This window comes from Azoarcus sp. Soil_N_20 (genome assembly GCF_057656155.1).
In genome coordinates this window covers 309,585-326,589 of the sequence record NZ_JBDGKX010000005.1, presented here as the reverse complement: position 1 = coordinate 326,589, position 17,005 = coordinate 309,585, and the positions used below count along the sequence as shown (strand labels likewise).

At 66.4% G+C, this 17,005-nt stretch carries 15 protein-coding genes; 6 read left to right on the top strand and 9 right to left on the bottom strand.

From position 1 onward, the window contains the following. Nucleotides 1-92: 92 nt before the first annotated feature. The 4 genes from AC3A35_RS12825 to AC3A35_RS12810 form a co-directional block, all read right to left on the bottom strand. Nucleotides 93-2,426: a pentapeptide repeat-containing protein gene (locus AC3A35_RS12825; RefSeq protein ID WP_487436494.1), complete on the bottom strand. Its 2,334-nt coding sequence runs from the start codon at nucleotides 2,424-2,426 to the stop codon at nucleotides 93-95. Beyond that, complete coding sequence (locus AC3A35_RS12820) at nucleotides 2,423-3,457, bottom strand: hypothetical protein (RefSeq protein WP_487436493.1); 1,035 nt, start codon at nucleotides 3,455-3,457, stop codon at nucleotides 2,423-2,425. Before AC3A35_RS12820 ends, AC3A35_RS12825 begins: the two co-directional genes overlap by 4 nt. Then, nucleotides 3,457-4,167: a hypothetical protein gene (locus tag AC3A35_RS12815; RefSeq protein ID WP_487436492.1), complete on the bottom strand. Its 711-nt coding sequence runs from the start codon at nucleotides 4,165-4,167 to the stop codon at nucleotides 3,457-3,459. The genes AC3A35_RS12820 and AC3A35_RS12815 overlap by 1 nt, the downstream gene beginning before the upstream one ends. Nucleotides 4,168-4,330: 163 nt before the next feature. After that, nucleotides 4,331-5,581, bottom strand: coding sequence for a glycoside hydrolase family 2 TIM barrel-domain containing protein (locus AC3A35_RS12810; protein WP_487436491.1), 1,251 nt, complete (start codon nucleotides 5,579-5,581; stop codon nucleotides 4,331-4,333). Between the two features lie 311 nt (nucleotides 5,582-5,892). Between AC3A35_RS12810 and AC3A35_RS12805 the strand changes: the two genes are divergently transcribed. Then, complete coding sequence (locus AC3A35_RS12805; RefSeq protein ID WP_487436490.1) at nucleotides 5,893-6,294, top strand: hypothetical protein; 402 nt, start codon at nucleotides 5,893-5,895, stop codon at nucleotides 6,292-6,294. A gap of 99 nt (nucleotides 6,295-6,393) precedes the next feature. On the opposite strand, the gene tpx is transcribed toward AC3A35_RS12805, so the two are convergent. Together tpx and AC3A35_RS12795 are read right to left on the bottom strand one after the other, a co-directional pair. Then, entirely contained in the window at nucleotides 6,394-6,894 is a 501-nt protein-coding gene (gene tpx / locus AC3A35_RS12800; RefSeq protein WP_487436489.1) for a thiol peroxidase, read from the bottom strand. 49 nt (nucleotides 6,895-6,943) lie between these two features. Next, the gene (locus AC3A35_RS12795; RefSeq protein ID WP_487436488.1) at nucleotides 6,944-7,825 is read right to left on the bottom strand and encodes a cache domain-containing protein; all 882 of its coding nucleotides are present in this window, start codon (nucleotides 7,823-7,825) and stop codon (nucleotides 6,944-6,946) included. 176 nt (nucleotides 7,826-8,001) lie between these two features. On the opposite strand from AC3A35_RS12795, the gene AC3A35_RS12790 reads away from it, so the two are divergent. Beyond that, nucleotides 8,002-8,637, top strand: coding sequence for a class I SAM-dependent methyltransferase (locus AC3A35_RS12790; RefSeq protein ID WP_487436487.1), 636 nt, complete (start codon nucleotides 8,002-8,004; stop codon nucleotides 8,635-8,637). Nucleotides 8,638-8,732: 95 nt separating this feature from the next. Here the strand turns inward: AC3A35_RS12790 and htpX are convergent, their stop codons facing one another. Genes htpX through def form a run of 3 tightly spaced genes read right to left on the bottom strand, consistent with a single transcriptional unit; the run spans nucleotide 8,733 to nucleotide 11,143 of the window. Further along, nucleotides 8,733-9,572, bottom strand: coding sequence for a zinc metalloprotease HtpX (htpX, locus tag AC3A35_RS12785; protein ID WP_487436486.1), 840 nt, complete (start codon nucleotides 9,570-9,572; stop codon nucleotides 8,733-8,735). Nucleotides 9,573-9,630: 58 nt separating this feature from the next. After that, nucleotides 9,631-10,587 carry a methionyl-tRNA formyltransferase gene (gene fmt / locus AC3A35_RS12780; protein ID WP_487436485.1) on the bottom strand — a complete coding sequence of 319 codons (957 nt, stop codon included), beginning with the start codon at nucleotides 10,585-10,587 and terminating at the stop codon, nucleotides 9,631-9,633. Between the two features lie 52 nt (nucleotides 10,588-10,639). Beyond that, a complete protein-coding gene (gene def, locus AC3A35_RS12775; protein ID WP_487436484.1) occupies nucleotides 10,640-11,143 on the bottom strand; it encodes a peptide deformylase in 504 nt (167 codons plus the stop codon). Nucleotides 11,144-11,304: 161 nt separating this feature from the next. Between def and AC3A35_RS12770 the strand changes: the two genes are divergently transcribed. The 4 genes from AC3A35_RS12770 (at nucleotide 11,305) to AC3A35_RS12755 (ending at nucleotide 16,791) form a co-directional block, all read left to right on the top strand. Beyond that, nucleotides 11,305-12,333 (top strand): LysM peptidoglycan-binding domain-containing protein, encoded by a 1,029-nt coding sequence (locus AC3A35_RS12770; protein ID WP_487436483.1) that lies wholly within the window; start codon nucleotides 11,305-11,307, stop codon nucleotides 12,331-12,333. Further along, nucleotides 12,330-13,535, top strand: a complete 1,206-nt coding sequence (gene dprA, locus AC3A35_RS12765; protein ID WP_487436564.1) for a DNA-processing protein DprA — start codon at nucleotides 12,330-12,332, stop codon at nucleotides 13,533-13,535. Before AC3A35_RS12770 ends, dprA begins: the two co-directional genes overlap by 4 nt. A 73-nt stretch (nucleotides 13,536-13,608) precedes the next feature. Next, complete coding sequence (locus AC3A35_RS12760) at nucleotides 13,609-14,076, top strand: Smg family protein (RefSeq protein ID WP_487436482.1); 468 nt, start codon at nucleotides 13,609-13,611, stop codon at nucleotides 14,074-14,076. A gap of 114 nt (nucleotides 14,077-14,190) precedes the next feature. Continuing rightward, entirely contained in the window at nucleotides 14,191-16,791 is a 2,601-nt protein-coding gene (locus AC3A35_RS12755) for a DNA topoisomerase III (RefSeq protein ID WP_487436481.1), read from the top strand. Nucleotides 16,792-17,005: the final 214 nt, after the last annotated feature.

The following is a 17,005-nucleotide window of genomic DNA, read 5'->3' as shown; positions in this document are numbered from 1 at the left end:
GCCGGAGCCGACCCACGAGCCGACCAGATGCGTGTCCGACCCCGGACGCAAGACTTGCGTTCAATCTCGCCGCCGATCCGCTCGCAATCGGCTCAGCGCGGCGAGTTTTGCGCTGCGAATGCGTAGGTCTTCACCGTGCCCGCGGAAGTGACGATGCGCACGCGCTGCGGATGAGCGCGCACACGGACGACCGCTTGCTCACCCACGGCCTTGGTGCCGAGGTAACTGAGGACGAGTTCGGTTTCGGTGCGGGTGACGCCGCGCTCGAGTTCCTTGAGGTCAGCGTGCGGAATCAGCACCTGGTAGCTGTCGAGCGGGTGTTCCGTCTCAATGATGATCACATGGCGACTGGCAATCTCATGCCCCACTACCACAAAGGTTTCATCGCCTGCACCAGCGCTATCCTTGGCCGACCAGTTCAGTCGATGCGGGCCGAGGCTGGCGGTCAGCACCCGCGCAGAAACCGGATCGACCACATCGATGCGCCCGGCCTGGCCGCGGGCTTCGCCGTCGAGTGGGTAGTTGCGCCCGACCACCACGGCCCGCTCCGGCAACGCGCGCGCCCGACCTCGTGTCCACTCAAGGAAAAGCCGGGCAGAGTCTGTATTGATCATCGCCGGCCGGGTGCCCGGCGGATACAGATGCGCCCACCTTGTCTGCGTGCCATCATCCTGAACGACGCTGCTCTCCCGGTCCAATCGATGACTCGCATGCGCGACAAGCCAGCCCTCGTTGTCGTAGTCATTGGCGCGTGCGTCATACTTCAATGCATAGAGCTGCAAGGTGTCTGAATCGAGAAAGACCTCCCCCACCGGCTTGACCCTGGACACATTTCGCCGCATTCCTTCGAGCAACTTGCGATGCTGCTCGCCACGCGCGGTGACATACGGGATTCGGTTGTGGCGACCATCCATCAGCCCCCGTTGGCGCTCGATCCGGTCGACAAACTTGCGCCCCCGCCCGCCTTTATCGAGCAACTCGGCCGGATAGAAAAAATCCAGACTTCCCGTCACCTCCTCATCAACGACACCGCCGTAGATCACATCCTTGCCGGCAGGCTTGAGCGTGCGCACCGCGCAGGGCTCAAGCTCACTCAAGCCGTTACGCAGCGGAATCTGGACTTCGAGCAAATTCCAATAGTCCTCGCCCGATTTGTATTGCGTACTCGGCACCACACTGACCAGTTTGACCCTCACCCAGCTTGCCACCGTACCGCAGATGGCGGCCTTCTGTTGCGCGGTCAATGGGTCCTTGCTTGCGGTTGCGCCGCTGAAATCGGTGTTGACGATGCGGGCACGATCAAACTTGGCGTTATCGAGCACCGCACCGATGAACAGCGCACCCTCGAGGTCGGCGCCGGTGAAATCGGCCGCGCTCAGATCGGCGAGCAGAAAGCTCGCGCCCTTGAGCGAGGCCCCGCGAAAGTTCGCCGTGCGCAACTGGGCGCCGGTCCAGTTGCTCTGGTCGCCGGCAAGCAGTTCAAAGTTGGCGCCGTCGGCCTCGGTGAAATAGAACCGCGCCTGGGTGGCGGTTGCGCCTTTCGCCTGCACGTTGCGCAATATGCCGAAGCTGAAGTGCGCTGCGGTGAGTTTTGCGTCGATCAGGGATGCGCCTACCAGGGACGCGCCGTCCAGCCTTGCCTCCTGAAAGTTGGCCCTGCTCAGGGCCGCCGCATCGAATGACAGTCCCTGCAGATCCATGCCGCCGAGCGCAGAGCCGTCCGCGACCAGTTGCTCGACCGCGGCCACCTGGCCGATGTCGGTGGTCGGGCGCGCCTTGACTGCGCGCTCCAGGATCGCCAGCGCATTGCCGACCTTGGCCACGTCGGTCGACGCACCGCGTATCCACGCACCGACGAAGCCGCTGATGTATTCGATGTTGCGCGCCACCCCGAGGCCCTCGTCCCCGGTCGAGGTCTCCACCAGCATGGCGGTAATCCGCCCGCCCTGGACAATGGCCGCGCCGCTCGACATCTTGCGCAGGCTCTCGGCGGCGGCGCTGAAGGTCAGCGTGCGCGGCTCGACCGAACGGATGGTGACCGGTTCCATGGCCAGGCCGCCGGAGTCGGCCCTGGCCACCAACGTCGGCTCCGTCAGCGCCTTGAGCAAGGGGTCGTCGCTTTGCGCACACACCGCAGCGCCATTGCTGACCACGCGCAGTAAGGCAATGTCATCCTTCGGCCCGCCGACCGGGCCCACCAGCTGGGCCTTGCCCAGCGCCGCCCTGGGGCCGGCGATATCAATCTCGGCCAGCGGCGAAACCTCGCCCACGACGTGGTAGGGGGTCACCACCATGCATTCATCTCCACGCATAGCGGCAATGCCCCGCCCGCGCTCGCTGTCGGTACTGACAGTGACCGGCCCCGCCAGGGCACCGGTCAGCGGGACAATCAGTGCGCCCAAGGCTGCGAACACAAGGCGTTTCATGATCCGTCCTCCTGGCGCCGTGGATGCTGGGTCAGCAGCGGTGACGCAAATAGTGCTGCGAGCAGGCCAACGATACCCGAGGTAGCGCCCAGAAACGGGTCGTTGAGGATGCGTTCAAGAATGCTAACGTCCTCGCGGCGGGCCTTGGTGAGCCGGCTGCGAATCAGGACCGCCGAGCCTTTGGCCTCGACCACGGTCTGGATGCCGGCGCGTTCGTCAATGCGCAGCAGGCCGCGGTACACGCGTTCTGCGGCGGCCATGTCAGTGCTGAAATCGATGCTGACTTCGTGTCCGGTCGAGAGCTCGATCCGGCGCGCAAGAAACACCCGCTCGCTGAACAGCAAGGGCGCGTGAATTGACACGGTGCCGCTACGCAGGATGGGCTGCGAACGCTTGGCCGCCGGATCGATTTCGCGGCCGACGACCAGGCGCGATGCGGCGATCGGCAGCGACGGCGAGCGCCCACTTGCGGCCAGCGCAGCGGCGTTGTACACGACAATGTTGAGCGGGAGGGCCAACTCGAGGTCATCGAGTTCTGGGCCATCCCTGCTGGTGGCCTGGATCGGCAGTTGCGGAACGGCTTGTGCCTCAGCTCCCGGATCGGGCTGGCGGAGCGTGATCCGCAACGGGCCCTGTGCCACCCGTTCGGCAACGAACTCGAGCGCGGCTCGGAGATCGAGCGTACCGGTGAATTGCGCGCAGGTGGACTGCAGCGCCGGACTGCGATCCTCGCGCGCGGTGATTCGCGGCGCATGGCACACCATGGCGTCATCGAGCTGCCATACGAGGTGCGAGCCCTGCAGGGCGGGGTCAATCGCCAGGACGCCCTCGACACTCTCTGCTTCCGCGCTGAGCGCAAAGATGCTCGGACTACCGATCGAATGCAGTAGCGCAACTGTCCCCACCACCACGACCACCAGCGCCGCCATGGCAACTGCGATCCAGCGCTGGCGTACGCTGCCCTTGAGCTGCGCTGCCGCACCCGCAAGCCGGTAACGCAATACGCGGCCGAGATGAGTCATCCAGCTCATCACGGCGATCCGGGCACAGCAGTGTGCAGCGGATCGCGCGCAACCAGGTCACCGAAGCGATACAGCTCGAGCCAGCCCTGCGCAAAGTCGTAGCGCGAGGCGTTGTTGATCACGCAGGCTAGGCTGAATACCCGCCCGGGTTTCTGTGCATCGACCTTCTTGCACGGAAACGCCACCGGCCGTCCTTTCTCCTGCCGCAGCGGCAGGAGTGCAACCGCGTCCATGCCGTCACCATTGACGAGCACGGTCAGCGTGTCCTGTCGCGGCTGCGTGCCCCAGTCCATTGGCACATGAACACTCTTGCGCGTGGGCGGACAAACGCTGCCGACCGCAGCGGCAATCGCCAGCTCGCCCGGTGCGTAGGACGCAAAAGGGCCGCCCGGGTCGGCGCCGAACTCGAGCGCATAGGCGCCCGGTGCGGTCGCCGACACATCGAAGACCGCCGGCGCCTCGTAACGACCGTCAATGGAGCGAACTGACACGCACAGCCGTGCGCCCGCATCCGGAGGAATCCACACGGTCAATCGATGTGGGTCGGTGCGGGTGGGACGCGGACCGTTCATGACCGCAACGACGTACGAGCCACTGACCTTGAGCGTCGGCACCAGGTGCTCGGAAAACCTGGTCACGACACGTGGCGGCTCGGCATGCAGGGGGTAGGGCAGGCCACCGGCCAGCAGCACTGCAAGACCTACAGCAGGACGCAGCATGCCGCCTCCGGTGATTGTTCCTGTGCGCAGCGCCCCGGGCACCAATGACAGCCGACGGCCCGTGGCGGTTGCTGATTACGACATCAATTCAGCATAGTCAAAGCCGGCGCGCGTGCAAGTATCCGCCGCCACCGCGCCTGCCCGCTTGCGGCCCGGTTGAGCGTCAGCGCGCCTGCACCAGAAAGGGAAGATTGGCGGTGGCTGCCTTGCCCCTGCCGTCGCGCACGGTGATGAACAGGCGATAGGCGCCGGGCTGTTTCGGTGCGTGGAACCGGACATGTCCGGCGTCGGTAGCCAGCAGCGGCACCTCGACGCGTCGTGGTGCGGCCTCGTTGTCGCCGCCGAGACGCAGATCGGTGGCTTCGGCGAGCACCTTCCATTCGGTCCGCAGGGGGGCCATGTCGGCGCTGCGGGCGTCGACCCCGGCCGATACCACTTCGCCGGGAGCGAACACATCGGCCGCGATGCCGATGCCGAGGATGGTCGGTGCGCGCTGCGCCGGCGGGTTGCCCCACGCGTCGGCGAGAGCGTCGCTCATTTCAGTGAGGCTGCCGTCGGCAAGCAGCAGGCCGTGCCAGGTTTCGGTCTGTTCCTGCTTGGCGCCCCACAGGAAAGGAAATACCCCGCGCACTTGCGGCTCGGCGCGCAGCGCGGCGAGTGCGGCGCGGTAGAAGGCGGCCTTCTCCCGGCTGGTGAGCTCGACCGGCGCCCCCCACGGCTTGCGGCCGGCCTGCCACTGGCCGAGTGCACCGAGTTCGGAGATGACCACCGGTTTGGTGATGCCGGCGCTGCGCAGGCGCTGTGCCAGGTCGAACACCGCGCCGGCGTAGAGGTTGATGCCGAGCAGGTCGACATGGGCGCAGCAGTCGGCGAGCAGACGCAAACGGTCGAGGCTGGTATCGGCCACCACCATCATAGTCGGGCGGGTGGGGTCGAGCGTCTTGACCATCGCCGCCACGCGCTCGACCTCACGCCAGGCGGGCAGCGGATCGGCCTCGCCGGTCTCGACCTCGTTGCCCACGCCCCAGGCAAGTACGGCGGGATGTTTGCGGTAGCGGGTGACGAAACCGCGGATGGCGGCGTCCTGGTCCTTGCGCGCGGCGGCGTCGTCCAGCCGGACACCGTGGCGCGGATGGGCGACCCACAGCCCCATCACCACCTTGAGCCCCAGCCGCTGGGCGTCGTCGAGGACCCAGGCGTCGGATTCGCGATAGACGCGGATCACCTGGGCGCCGGCTGCAGCAAGTTGTTCCAGTGCGCTCCGATCGCCTTCGAAGGCCGCACCCTGCCACTGGGAGGGGTCTTCGGCGCGCGCCGAAGCGCCGAAGGCGACCGCGACCACGAGCCACGCGGCGAGGCAGCGAAAGCGAAAGCCGGGCGCGGCGTGCGGCAGAAAGGCGCGGGACGGCGACATGGGCTCTCTCTGTTGGGTGAGTGGATGCCGTTTTCGGACCGCAAACCCGGCACAACGTTCGCGAACCGGCGCCACCCGCCGCGGGTCGACCGATCCGGGCGCGACCGGGCAGCCTCCATCGTGGACGCGACCCGGCTGGAGCAGCGCGGATAATCGTGCGGAGGCTCGATGCAAGCCCTGCCTTCGACAGCCGGAATTTCTGCCGGCACCGCCGGTCCACCCTTGAGTCCGGTATTCGGTTTCCTATCCACCGGCTCCAGGTTCGTAGCGGCCACGCGGCGGGCCATCCCTTCATTCCGAAAGGTATTTTCATGGCGATCGGCTGGCTTTCCCTACTCAAGACGGTGCCCTGGGCTCAGGTCATCTCGACGGCACCCGTGGTGGCCGACGGGGCCAGGAAACTGTGGAACGGCGTGGCGAAGAAATCCGCGCCCGCACCTGCACCTGCGCCCACTGCGGAAGCGTACGCGGCGCAGCCCGGATCGGAAGCCGACGCCGTGGTCCGGGCCCGGGTACAAGTCGCGGCGCTGGAGGCGAGCGTGGCCGACCTCCGCGAGCAGATGCTCGAGTCGTCGGCGCTGATCAAGGCCCTCGCCGACCAGAATACCGAACTGATCAAGCGCGTCGAGGCCAACCGTATCCGGCTGCTGTGGCTATCGCTCGCGGTGGCCGCGCTGGTCGTGGTCGGCCTCGCACAAGTGCTGACCGCCTGACCCCCCACACCGTCGGACGGTGCGCGGTCCGCGCCGGTAAACAACAAATGGCGGACCTGCGCGGCCCGCCACCTGCTTGCGCCAACGCCGCCGGGCTGCTTACTTGAGTACTGCCAGCGCTGCCGCGTAGTCCGGCTCGTTCTTGATCTCGGCCACGCGTTCGGCATGGATCACCTTGTTGTCGGCATCGAGCACCACCACTGCCCGCGCGGTGACGCCGGCGAGCGGACCGGAGCTGATCGCCACGCCGTAGTCGCGGGCAAACCCGGGGCTGCGGAAGGTCGACAGGGTCTGCACGTTGTCCAGGCCCTCCGCCACGCAGAACCGCTTGGCAGCGAAGGGGAGGTCGGCGGACACGACCAGCACCACGGTGTCGGTCAGCTTGCCGGCTTCGGCATTGAACTTGCGCGTGGAGGTGGCGCAGGTGGGGGTGTCGAGACTGGGCACGATGTTCAACACCTTGCGCTTGCCGGCGAAGGCATCCAGGCCAACGTCATTGAGATCGGCGGCGGTGAGGGTGAAGGCGGGCGCAGCGGCGCCGACTTGCGGAAAGCTGCCGGCAACGTCGATCGGATTGCCGCCCAGGGTCACGGTGGTCATAGGAAACTCCTCTGTCAGGACCGCTGCCGGGCTCTGAAAGTGGCATCGGTCAGCGGGTGTAATAGCCTACACCAACGAGCTTGTCGTCGACCGCACGGAAATACGTATGCTTGCTCTCGACCTTGGAGGTGGTGGGATTGCGCCACGCGTAGTCGAGTTCGCCGGCGCCCTTCTTGCGCGCGACGTTGATCATGTCGGTGATCACGGCCTTGCCCTTGGGGTCGCGCAGTTCGTGGCCGTTGCGACCGACCAGCACCGGCGTTGCGCCGTGAGCCAGGAAACGCCCGTCGCGCATGTCGACCACGAACACGTAGAGGTCGTCCTGGGTGAAACGCCCGCCGAGCTTCTGGAAGTCGCTCAATGCGGCCGCCGCATTCCCGGCAAGGGCCGTGACCGCCTGGTCGAGCATCGCCATCGCCTGGGTAGCGGTGGCACGCGGGGTATAGAAACCCACCGCGACGATGATCTCGCCAACCTTGCGGAACAAGGTCACCTTGGGCTCCTCTCGGTTCTCCACCGGATTGAGCCAGCGGTATTCGACCCGGCCGCCGCCCTTGGCCGCGGCGGCCTCGAGCATCTCGCGGAAGAAGGGTTTGCCGGCCGCATCGCTGCGGCCGGCGACGTTCTGCCCGATCAGCGCCGCCGACGATCCGCCGCTGGCGAGGAAACGGCCATCGCTGGCGATCGCATAGACGTAGAGGTCACGGTCGACGAACGCCCCCTGGCGACTGAAGTCGGCCAGCGCCGCGTCGCCCTTGCGTTCGACGTGAGCGATCGCGCGGTCGAGCAACGCGCCGGCACGCTTCTCGTCCCAGCGCTCGGACAGGCGCACCGATTCGGTGGTCTGGGCGAGGGCAGCCGTCGTCCATACGGCGCCGCCGAGCGCCAGCATGAGGGCAAGGCCGCGGGCAGTGCGGGACGGGAGGCGCATGATGTTTCTCCTGACTTATTGAACAACTGTACGAGAAGATAGAAAAATTTCCCCCAAATGTCGAGCGTCATCGCCCGCCGACCGGGGCCGGGGTCAGGGATTGCAGAATGCATGCCGCTTCCAAGCTGCGCGCGGGCTGCTAGCATGAAAGTATTGTTCGGCTTCCGGGACTGTCCATGGACCACCAATCTGTCACCACCGCGTACCAGCGCTACGCGCCGATCTACGATCTGCTGTTCGGCGGCGTGTTCGAACCCGGCCGCCGTCGACTGATCCAGGCCCTGGACTGCCGCGCGGGCGAAACGGTGCTCGAAGTCGGGGTCGGCACCGGCCTGTCGCTACGCTATTACCCGCGCCACACCCGGGTCACCGGCATCGACCTGTCGCCGCACATGTTGCAGCGTGCCCAGGCCCGGGTGCGCCGCCATGGCCTGGACAACATCGACCTGCTGGCCATGGACGCACAGTCGCTGTCGTTTCCCGATGCCAGTTTCGACAAGGTGGCCGCGCTCTATGTCGCCTCGGTGGTGCCCGACCCGGCGGCGATGATGCGCGAGTTGCGACGGGTGTGCCGGCCGGGCGGCCAGGTGTTGGTGGTGAATCACTTTTCCCGTGGGGCAGGCTGGCAGGATGCACTCGAGCGGCGGCTGGCGCCGTTCGCGCCCGCGCTCGGGTTTCGGCCGCTGTTCCCGCTCGACCCGTTCGTGGCCGAGGCCGGCATGGAACTGGCCGGCACCCACCCGGTGAACCTGTTCGGCTACTGGACGCTGGTCCGTTTCATCAAGCCGCTCGACTGTCCGGTCGGCATCTGACACGGCGAACGACGTCCTCTCGGGACCGACAGGCCAGGCTCGATGAACGCCCGCCGCGTCGGGTCGGGCAGCGGGCCGCCACGATCGGTAGCCGATCAGCGCATCGCGCGCAGCTTGGCGATCCGCTCCTGGGTTGCGGGGTGGGTCGAGAACAGGCCGCGCAGGCCGCCGCTGGAGAGCGGATTCACGATCATCATCTGCGCCGTTTCGGGGTGTGCTTCGGCCGTTTCCATCGGAATCCCCTTGGAATAGGCCTCCATCTTGGCCAGCGCGCTGGCGAGCGCTTCCGGGTCGCCGGAGATCTCGGCGCCGCCGCGGTCGGCACCGAACTCGCGGGTGCGGCTGATCGCCATCTGGATCAGCATGCCGGCAATCGGCGCCAGCAGCATGACGATGATGGACACCACCGGGTTGGGCCGGTTCTCGCCGTCGCGGCCACCGAAGAACATGCCGAACTGGGCGAGCGCGGAGATTGCGCCCGCGATCGTGGCCGAAATGGTCGAGATCAGGATGTCGCGGTTCTTGACGTGGGCGAGTTCGTGCGCCATTACGCCACGCAGTTCGCGCTCGGACAGCATCCGGATGATGCCGCTGGTGGCGGCGACCGCGGCATTGTCCGGATTGCGGCCGGTGGCGAAGGCGTTGGGCTGGGCCTCGTCGATGATGTACACCTTGGGCATCGGCAGGCCGGCACGCTGCGCCAGCTCGCCGACCATGTTGTACAGGTAGGGCGAGGTGCTCGCGTCCACCTGACGGGCCTTGTACATTCTGAGCACCATCTTGTCGGAGAACCAGTAGGCCCACAGGTTCATGCCCCCCCCGAGCAGCAGCGCAATCAGCATGCCCTGCTGGCCGCCGATGGCGCCACCGACCACGCCGAACAGCGCGATGATACCGGCCATCAGGATGGAGGTTTTCAACCAGTTTCCGAACATTGTGTGTTTCCTTCAGATCGTTGGGGTTGTGCAGTAGATCGGGGCGAACTCCGCCAGATCAAGCGCCTGCCGCTTCCGGCAGCGCAAATTGCTCACCGGCACTGACCGCAAAACCGCGCAGGAATTCCCCGGCTGCCATGCGCCGACTCCCGGGGCGCTGCAGTTCGGTGAAGCACAGCGCGCCCTCGCCGCAGGCAACGACCACCCCGGTGTCGTCGGCCCGCAGTACGGTTCCCGGCGAACCGCGCTCTGCCACGCAACGTGCCGTCCACAGCTTTACCGGCGTCGTCCGCAAATGCCCGACCGCACCCGGAAAGGGATTGAAGGCGCGCACCGCACGCTCGATGTCCACCGCCGGACGGCGCCAGTCGATGTCGGCTTCGGCACGCGCGATCTTGCTCGCATAGGTGACGCCCTCCGCGGGCTGGCGTGCGCGGCTCAGGCGCCCTTGCGGCAGCAGCCGCAGGGCCTCGACGATGCACTCGGCACCGAGGGCAGCGAGCTTGTCGTGCAGGCTGCCGGTGGTGTCGGTCGCGGCGATCGGCATCCGGCGGCACAGCAACATCGGGCCGGTATCGAGTCCTTCGTCCATCTGCATGATGGTGATGCCGGTTTCGGCATCACCCGCTTCGAGCGCGCGGTGGATGGGGGCCGCACCGCGCCAACGCGGCAGGAGCGAGGCGTGGATGTTGAGGCAACCCAGGCGCGGCAGTTCGAGCACCGCGGGCGGCAGGATCAGCCCGTACGCGGCCACCACCAGCACGTCCGGGGTACACGCGGCAAGCCGGGCGCGCTGCTCCTCGGTACGCAGCCGCTCCGGTTGATCGACCTCGATCCCATGGGCAAGCGCAAGCTGCTTGACCGCGCTCGGGCTCAGCTTCATGCCACGACCGGCAGGGCGGTCGGGCTGGGTCAGCACCAGCGGCACCTCGAAACCGGCACCGATAATGGCGTCGAGCGCACAGGCGGCAAAATCCGGCGTGCCCGCGAAGGCCACGCGCAAGGGAGAACTCATCGGCAATTGTTCCTGGTGATCCGGCCCGCATAGCGGGGCTCGGGGAAACGGGTCAGGCGGTGATGCGGGCCTTCTTCGCCAGCCGGCTCTTGATCCGGGTGAGCTTCAGTTGCGACAGGTACTCGACGAAAACCTTGCCCTCGAGGTGATCGAGCTCATGCTGAATGCACACCGCAAGCAGCCCGTCGGCCTCGAGCTCGAACGGTTCGCCCCTGGCGTCGAGCGCCTTCACCTTCACCCGTTCGGCGCGGCTGACCTTTTCGTAGATGCCGGGGACCGAGAGGCAGCCCTCTTCGCACACCTGCTCGCCCGAACGTTCGACGATCTCGGCGTTGATGAGCACCAGCAGGCCGCTCTTGTCTTCGCTGATATCGATCACGACCACGCGCTTGTGGACGTCGACCTGGGTCGCTGCCAGCCCGATGCCGGGCGCCTCGTACATGGTCTCGGCCATGTCCCTGACCAGCTGGCGAATGGAATCATCGACGACGGCCACCGGCCTGGCTCGAGTGTGCAGACGGGGATCGGGGAAACGGAGTATTGGTAGTAGAGCCATAAATGCTTGCCGCGATAAGCCTTTAAGTGCAGAATTTCAAGCGCTTTGACATGAATGACCATGTGCTGCGCCTGACGTCGGTAACGCTAATACTTCGACGCTCGCCGGCCAGTAGCGTTCCGGGTCGGCCAACACCGACCCGCCTCAACCGGAAGCGAGCAATGATACGAATTATATTCCCTCTCATCGTCAGCATTGCGACCCTTGTCAGCAGCGTCGCCGCCGCCCAGGGCGTCGCGATTGCCGACGACGCCCCCGACTCCTATACCGTGGTCAAGGGCGACACCCTGTGGGACATCTCCGGCCGCTTCCTCAAGCAGCCGTGGCGCTGGCCGGAAGTCTGGCGCCTCAACCGTGACCAGATCCGCAACCCGCACCTGATCTATCCGGGGCAGATCATCCATCTCGATCGCAGCGGTCCATGGCTGAGTATCGGCAAACGGGTCGGCGCGCGCGATGAAAAGCTGTTCCCGCAAGTCTACGACGAGCCCCTCGGCAGCGCGGTCCCGAGCATTCCGCTGAACGTGATCGAGCCCTTCCTGACTCGCCCGCTGGTCGTCGACGAGGCCAGGCTCCAGGGCGCCGCCACCATCATCGCCACCGAAACCAGCCGTGTATATGTGGGTGCGGGCGACACCGTCTTCGCCAAGAATGTTGGCGACGATGTCGAGGTCTGGCAGATCTTCCGCCCGGTCAAGCCGATGGTGGACCCGCTCACCGGCGAGACCATCGCCTATGAAGCCGCCTATCTCGGCGCCGCGCGCGTGTCCGAACGCACCGATCCGGCGACGCTCGAGATCATCGACGCGGTGGAAGAAATCGGCGTCGGCGACCTGATGCTGCCGAGCGAACGGCCGAACGTGTTCTCGTATGCACCGCATGCCCCCGAACAGGCGATCGACGGCCGGCTGATGTCGATCTACCGCGGCGTGGCCGAGACCGGCCGTCTGAATGTGGTGGCGCTCAACATCGGCGAGCGTGACGGGCTCGAACGCGGCCATGTGCTGGCGCTTCATCGCAACCGGGGCACCGCCGACTACAACGGCGACGAGGGCAAGGAAAGCTTCCAGCTTCCCGAAAAGCGTTACGGCCTGGTGTTCGTGTTCCGGACCTTCGATCGCGTCGCCTATGCGCTGGTGATGGATTCCGACGGACCGGTGGCGATCAACGACGCCGTTCGCAAGCCCTGAGCCCGCAACACCGAACGGCGGCGGAAGACGAGCTCGCCGCCTGGCTGCAACTGGCGCTCAGCCCCGGACTGGGGCCCGAGCGCCAGCGCCGGCTGCTTGCGGCGTTCGGCCTGCCCGCGGACATCTTCGCCCACAGCCGCAGTGCAATTTCCGCGGTGATCGGCGGCGACGGCGCCGATGCGGTCCTCGCCGCGCCCGATACGGCCGCCATCGACGCCGCGCTGGCGTGGTGCAGCGAACCGGGTAATCACATCCTGACCCTGGCCGACCGCGACTATCCGCAATCCCTGCTCGACACCGTGGATCCGCCCATCGTGCTGTATGTGAAGGGTGATCCGGCGCTGCTCAACCGTGCTGCGCTGGCCATGGTCGGTGCGCGCTCGGCCACCGCCCAGGGCGAGCTCAACGCGGAGGCATTTGCCCGCAGTCTGAGCGAGGCCGGCCTCACCATCGTCAGCGGGCTGGCGCTCGGAATCGATGCCGCCGCCCACCGCGGCGCGCTGGCCGGCGGCGCAGGCGGCACCATCGCGGTGATCGGCACCGGCGCCGACCGCATCTACCCGGCGCGCAATGCCGCGCTGGCGCGTGACATCGCCGCCCACGGCGCGATCATCAGCGAGTTCGCGCTCGGCACCCCGCCGCTGCGGCACAATTTCCCGCGCCGCAATCGCCTGATCGCCGGGCTCAGCCATGGCGTGCTGGTGGTGGAGGCGGCGCTCGGCAGCGGCTCGTTGATCACCGCCCGGCTCGCGATCGAGACCGGCCGCGAGGTATTCGCGATTCCGGGCTCGATCCATTCGCCACTGGCCCGCGGCTGCCACCGCCTGATCCGCGAAGGCGCAAAACTGGTCGAGACCGCCGAGGACGTGCTCGAGGAACTGCGCGGCCGCGTCGCGAGCCTGCCCGCCGCCCCCGGCAAACCGCGCCGCCCCCGCCCGCCCGCCGCCACCGCCACCGCCACCGCCGCCACCGTCGGCGCCGCGCAACCCGAGCAGCCACTCAGCGCGGAGGCGGCCCGCGTCGTGGACGCGCTCGGCGACGAGGCGATCGATATCGACACCCTCGGGCTGCGCTGCGGCTTGACGGTCGATGCGCTCTACGCCATCCTGCTGCCCATGGAACTGGAAGGTCGGATCGTCCGTCTGGCAGGAAGCCGGTTCCAGCGCCTCCGCAAGCCGGGAGCGCTCGTTCGGAATCAGTAGTGCTGTTTCCGGGATTCGCGAGTGCCGTGTTGGACGGCTTTTTGAACCGTCAAGGTTTTTCCGGGAGGTCATCATGTTCGACGTTCTTGTTTACCTCTTCGAAAGCTACATCCACGCCGACGCCTGCCCGGCAAGCGAGCAGCTCGCGCGCAAACTGTCGGCGGCCGGGTTCGAGGACGAGGAAATCAACGAAGCCCTCGACTGGCTCGCCGGACTGCGCCGGGTGGCCGAGACATCCATGCCGTGCATCCCGCCCACGGCCGGCTCGATCCGCATCTATGCCGAGGAAGAGCTTGCCAACCTGAGTCAGGAGTGCCGCGGTTTCATCGCCTTTCTCGAAGCGGCGAACGTGCTCGACGCGGCCCAGCGCGAACTGATCGTGGAGCGGGCGATGGCCCTGGGCGACTTCAATATCACCCTGAATCGCCTCAAGGTCATCGTGCTGATGGTGCTGTGGCAACAGGAGCAACCCGTGGATGGGCTGATCGTCGACGAGTTGCTGTCGGGCGATGATGAAGACTGGCAGCCGGTGCTCCATTGAGTACGATCTGAACACGCCTCGCTTGCAAGGCAGCCGGCGGCCTCTTTATCATCCGCCGCTCTACAACCTATTGGACGGAAACCCCACGCGGGGTTCCGCATCGGCCACGCCGGCATGAGCAAGCAACTAATCATCGCGGAAAAGCCCTCCGTCGCGCAGGACATCGCCCGTGCGCTGGGCGGCTTCACCAAGGAGAAGGATTACTTCGAATCCGACGACTATGTGCTGTCGTCGGCCGTCGGCCACCTGCTCGAGCTCATCGTCCCCGAAGAGTACGAAGTCAAGCGCGGCAAATGGACTTTCGCCCATCTGCCGGTGATTCCGCCGCACTTCGCGCTCAAGCCGATCGAGAAGACCGAAGACCGTCTCAAACTGCTCACCCGCCTGATCAAGCGCAAGGATGTCACCGGCCTGATCAACGCGTGTGACGCGGGACGCGAGGGGGAGCTGATCTTCAACTTCATCGCCCAGCACTCCGGCACCACCAAGCCGATGCAGCGGCTGTGGCTGCAGTCGATGACCGCTACCGCGATCCGCGACGGTTTCGCCCACCTGCGCGCCTCGCGCGAGATCGAGGGTCTGCGTGATGCCGCGGTGTGTCGCGCCGAGAGCGACTGGCTGATCGGCATCAACGGCACGCGGGCGATGACCGCGTTCAATTCCAAGACCGGTGGCTTCCACCTCACCACCGTCGGCCGGGTACAGACGCCGACACTGGCGATCGTGGTCGAACGCGAAGACCGCATCCGCAAGTTCAAGTCCCGCGACTACTGGGAACTGGAAGCGACCTTCGGCTGCAAGGCAGGCCAATATGCAGGGCGCTGGCTGGACGAGAACTTCCGCAAGCCCGAGGGCGACGAGCACGCCAACGCCCACCGGCTGTGGGACGCCGCCCGGGCCGAGGCGATCCGCGCCAAGTGCGAAGGCAAGCCGGGCACGGTCACCGAGGAGGCCAAGCCCTCCACCCAGCTGTCGCCGCTGCTTTTCGACCTCACCAGCCTGCAGCGCGAGGCCAACGGCCGCTTCGGCTTTTCGGCCCGGGTCACGCTGCAGATTGCCCAGGCACTGTACGAGAAGCACAAGGTGCTGACCTATCCGCGGACCGACGCGCGCGCGCTGCCCGAGGACTACCTCGGCACGGTCAAGGACGTGATGCGCGGCTTGCCCGACGAATACGCCCCGTTTGCCGGCGAAATCGCCAAACAGGGGTGGGTCAGGCCGAACAAGCGCATCTTCAACAACGCCAAGATCTCCGACCACTTCGCCATCATCCCCACCGGATCGCTGCCGAAGAGTCTGTCGGAGGCCGAACACAAGGTTTACGACCTCGTCACCCGACGCTTCCTCGCCGTGTTCTACCCGGCCGCCGAGTACCAGATCACCACCCGCATGACCCGGGTCGCGGGCGAAGTGTTCAAGACCGAGGGCAAGGTGCTGGTCAATGCGGGCTGGCTTGCCGTCTACGGCAAGGAAGCGGTCAGCGACGACAAGGACGCCAAGGAAGGCAGCGCCCCGCAACTGGTGGCCGTCGTGCCGAACGAGACCGTGTCCACCGAGGACATCGTGGTCAAGGCGCTGCAGACCAAGCCGCCGGCGCGTTTCAATGAAGCGACCCTGCTGTCGGCGATGGAAGGCGCGGGCAAGATGGTCGACGACGAGGAACTGCGCGCGGCGATGGCCGACCGCGGTCTCGGCACTCCGGCCACGCGGGCGCAGATCATCGAAGGCCTGATCGCCGAACAGTACATGCACCGCGACGGCCGCGAACTGATCCCGAGCGCCAAGGCGTTCTCGCTGATCACGCTGCTCAATGGCCTCGGTGTCAATGCATTGACCTCACCGGAACTCACCGGCGGCTGGGAACACAAGCTGGCGCTGATGGAGCGCGGCGAGCTGTCGCGCGAAGCCTTCATGCACGAGATCGCCGAGATGGCGCGCGAAGTGGTGGAGCGCGCCAAGCGCTTCGAGTCCGACACCGTTCCGGGCGACTTCGCGACCCTGGCCACGCCCTGCCCGAAGTGCGGCGGGGTGGTGAAGGAGAACTACAAGAAGTTCGCCTGCCAGGCCTGCGACTGGAGCATGTGGAAGATTGTCGCCGGCCGTCAGTTCGAGATCCCGGAAATCGAAGCCCTGCTGCGCGAGGGCAAGGTCGGCCCGCTGCTCGGCTTTCGCAACAAGATGGGCAGACTGTTCAATGCCGACATCGTGTTCAACGAGGACAAGCAGCCCACCTTCGACTTTGGCCAGCCCAAGGAAGGCGAAGAGGCCGAGGCGGTCGATTTTTCCGCCCAGGAACCGATCGGTAACTGCCCGAAGTGCCAGTCGCGGGTGTTCGAGCACGGCATGGCTTACGTCTGCGAGAAATCGGTCGGTCCGGACAAGAGCTGCGATTTCCGCTCCGGCAAGATCATCCTGCAACAGCCGATCGAGCGCGAGCAGATGCTCAAGCTGCTGACCGAAGGCAAGACCGAGCTGCTCAAGGGCTTCGTGTCGGCCCGTACCCGGCGCAAGTTCTCGGCATACCTGGTGCGTGGCAAGGACGGCAAGGTCGGCTTCGAATTCGAGGTCAAGACTCCGAAAGCCGGTGCCGCAAAGCCCGCGGCCACCAAGACCACCGCAGCCAAAGCCGCAGCGACGAAGGCCGACGAAGCGCCCGCCGACGAGGCCAGGAAACCTGCCGTTCGCAAGCGCGCCGCAGCGAAGAAGACGGCCTGACCCGCACCGCCTTGCAGCTAGCCTGATCGCCGTCGATGGTCTTTCGTAGCTCCCGTTATCCGAGGCAAGCACCCGTTCCGGGCACAGCCGCGGTGGGGCGGGCTTCAGCCCGCCGCGGTTGTTCATTCGGGCACCAACGCCAGACCTGGGCACCTGCGGCCGGCTGAAGCCGGCCCCACCGAGATAACCGGGAAGCTTCGGTTCGGATGACCGG

Coding starts and splice junctions, on each gene's coding strand:
- AC3A35_RS12825 (WP_487436494.1), bottom strand. CDS start 2,426: ATGAAACGCCTTGTGTTCGCAGCCTTGGGCGCACTGATTGTCCCGCTG.
- AC3A35_RS12820 (WP_487436493.1), bottom strand. CDS start 3,457: ATGAGCTGGATGACTCATCTCGGCCGCGTATTGCGTTACCGGCTTGCG.
- AC3A35_RS12815 (WP_487436492.1), bottom strand. CDS start 4,167: ATGCTGCGTCCTGCTGTAGGTCTTGCAGTGCTGCTGGCCGGTGGCCTG.
- AC3A35_RS12810 (WP_487436491.1), bottom strand. CDS start 5,581: ATGTCGCCGTCCCGCGCCTTTCTGCCGCACGCCGCGCCCGGCTTTCGC.
- AC3A35_RS12805 (WP_487436490.1), top strand. CDS start 5,893: ATGGCGATCGGCTGGCTTTCCCTACTCAAGACGGTGCCCTGGGCTCAG.
- tpx (WP_487436489.1), bottom strand. CDS start 6,894: ATGACCACCGTGACCCTGGGCGGCAATCCGATCGACGTTGCCGGCAGC.
- AC3A35_RS12795 (WP_487436488.1), bottom strand. CDS start 7,825: ATGCGCCTCCCGTCCCGCACTGCCCGCGGCCTTGCCCTCATGCTGGCG.
- AC3A35_RS12790 (WP_487436487.1), top strand. CDS start 8,002: ATGGACCACCAATCTGTCACCACCGCGTACCAGCGCTACGCGCCGATC.
- htpX (WP_487436486.1), bottom strand. CDS start 9,572: ATGTTCGGAAACTGGTTGAAAACCTCCATCCTGATGGCCGGTATCATC.
- fmt (WP_487436485.1), bottom strand. CDS start 10,587: ATGAGTTCTCCCTTGCGCGTGGCCTTCGCGGGCACGCCGGATTTTGCC.
- def (WP_487436484.1), bottom strand. CDS start 11,143: ATGGCTCTACTACCAATACTCCGTTTCCCCGATCCCCGTCTGCACACT.
- AC3A35_RS12770 (WP_487436483.1), top strand. CDS start 11,305: ATGATACGAATTATATTCCCTCTCATCGTCAGCATTGCGACCCTTGTC.
- AC3A35_RS12760 (WP_487436482.1), top strand. CDS start 13,609: ATGTTCGACGTTCTTGTTTACCTCTTCGAAAGCTACATCCACGCCGAC.
- AC3A35_RS12755 (WP_487436481.1), top strand. CDS start 14,191: ATGAGCAAGCAACTAATCATCGCGGAAAAGCCCTCCGTCGCGCAGGAC.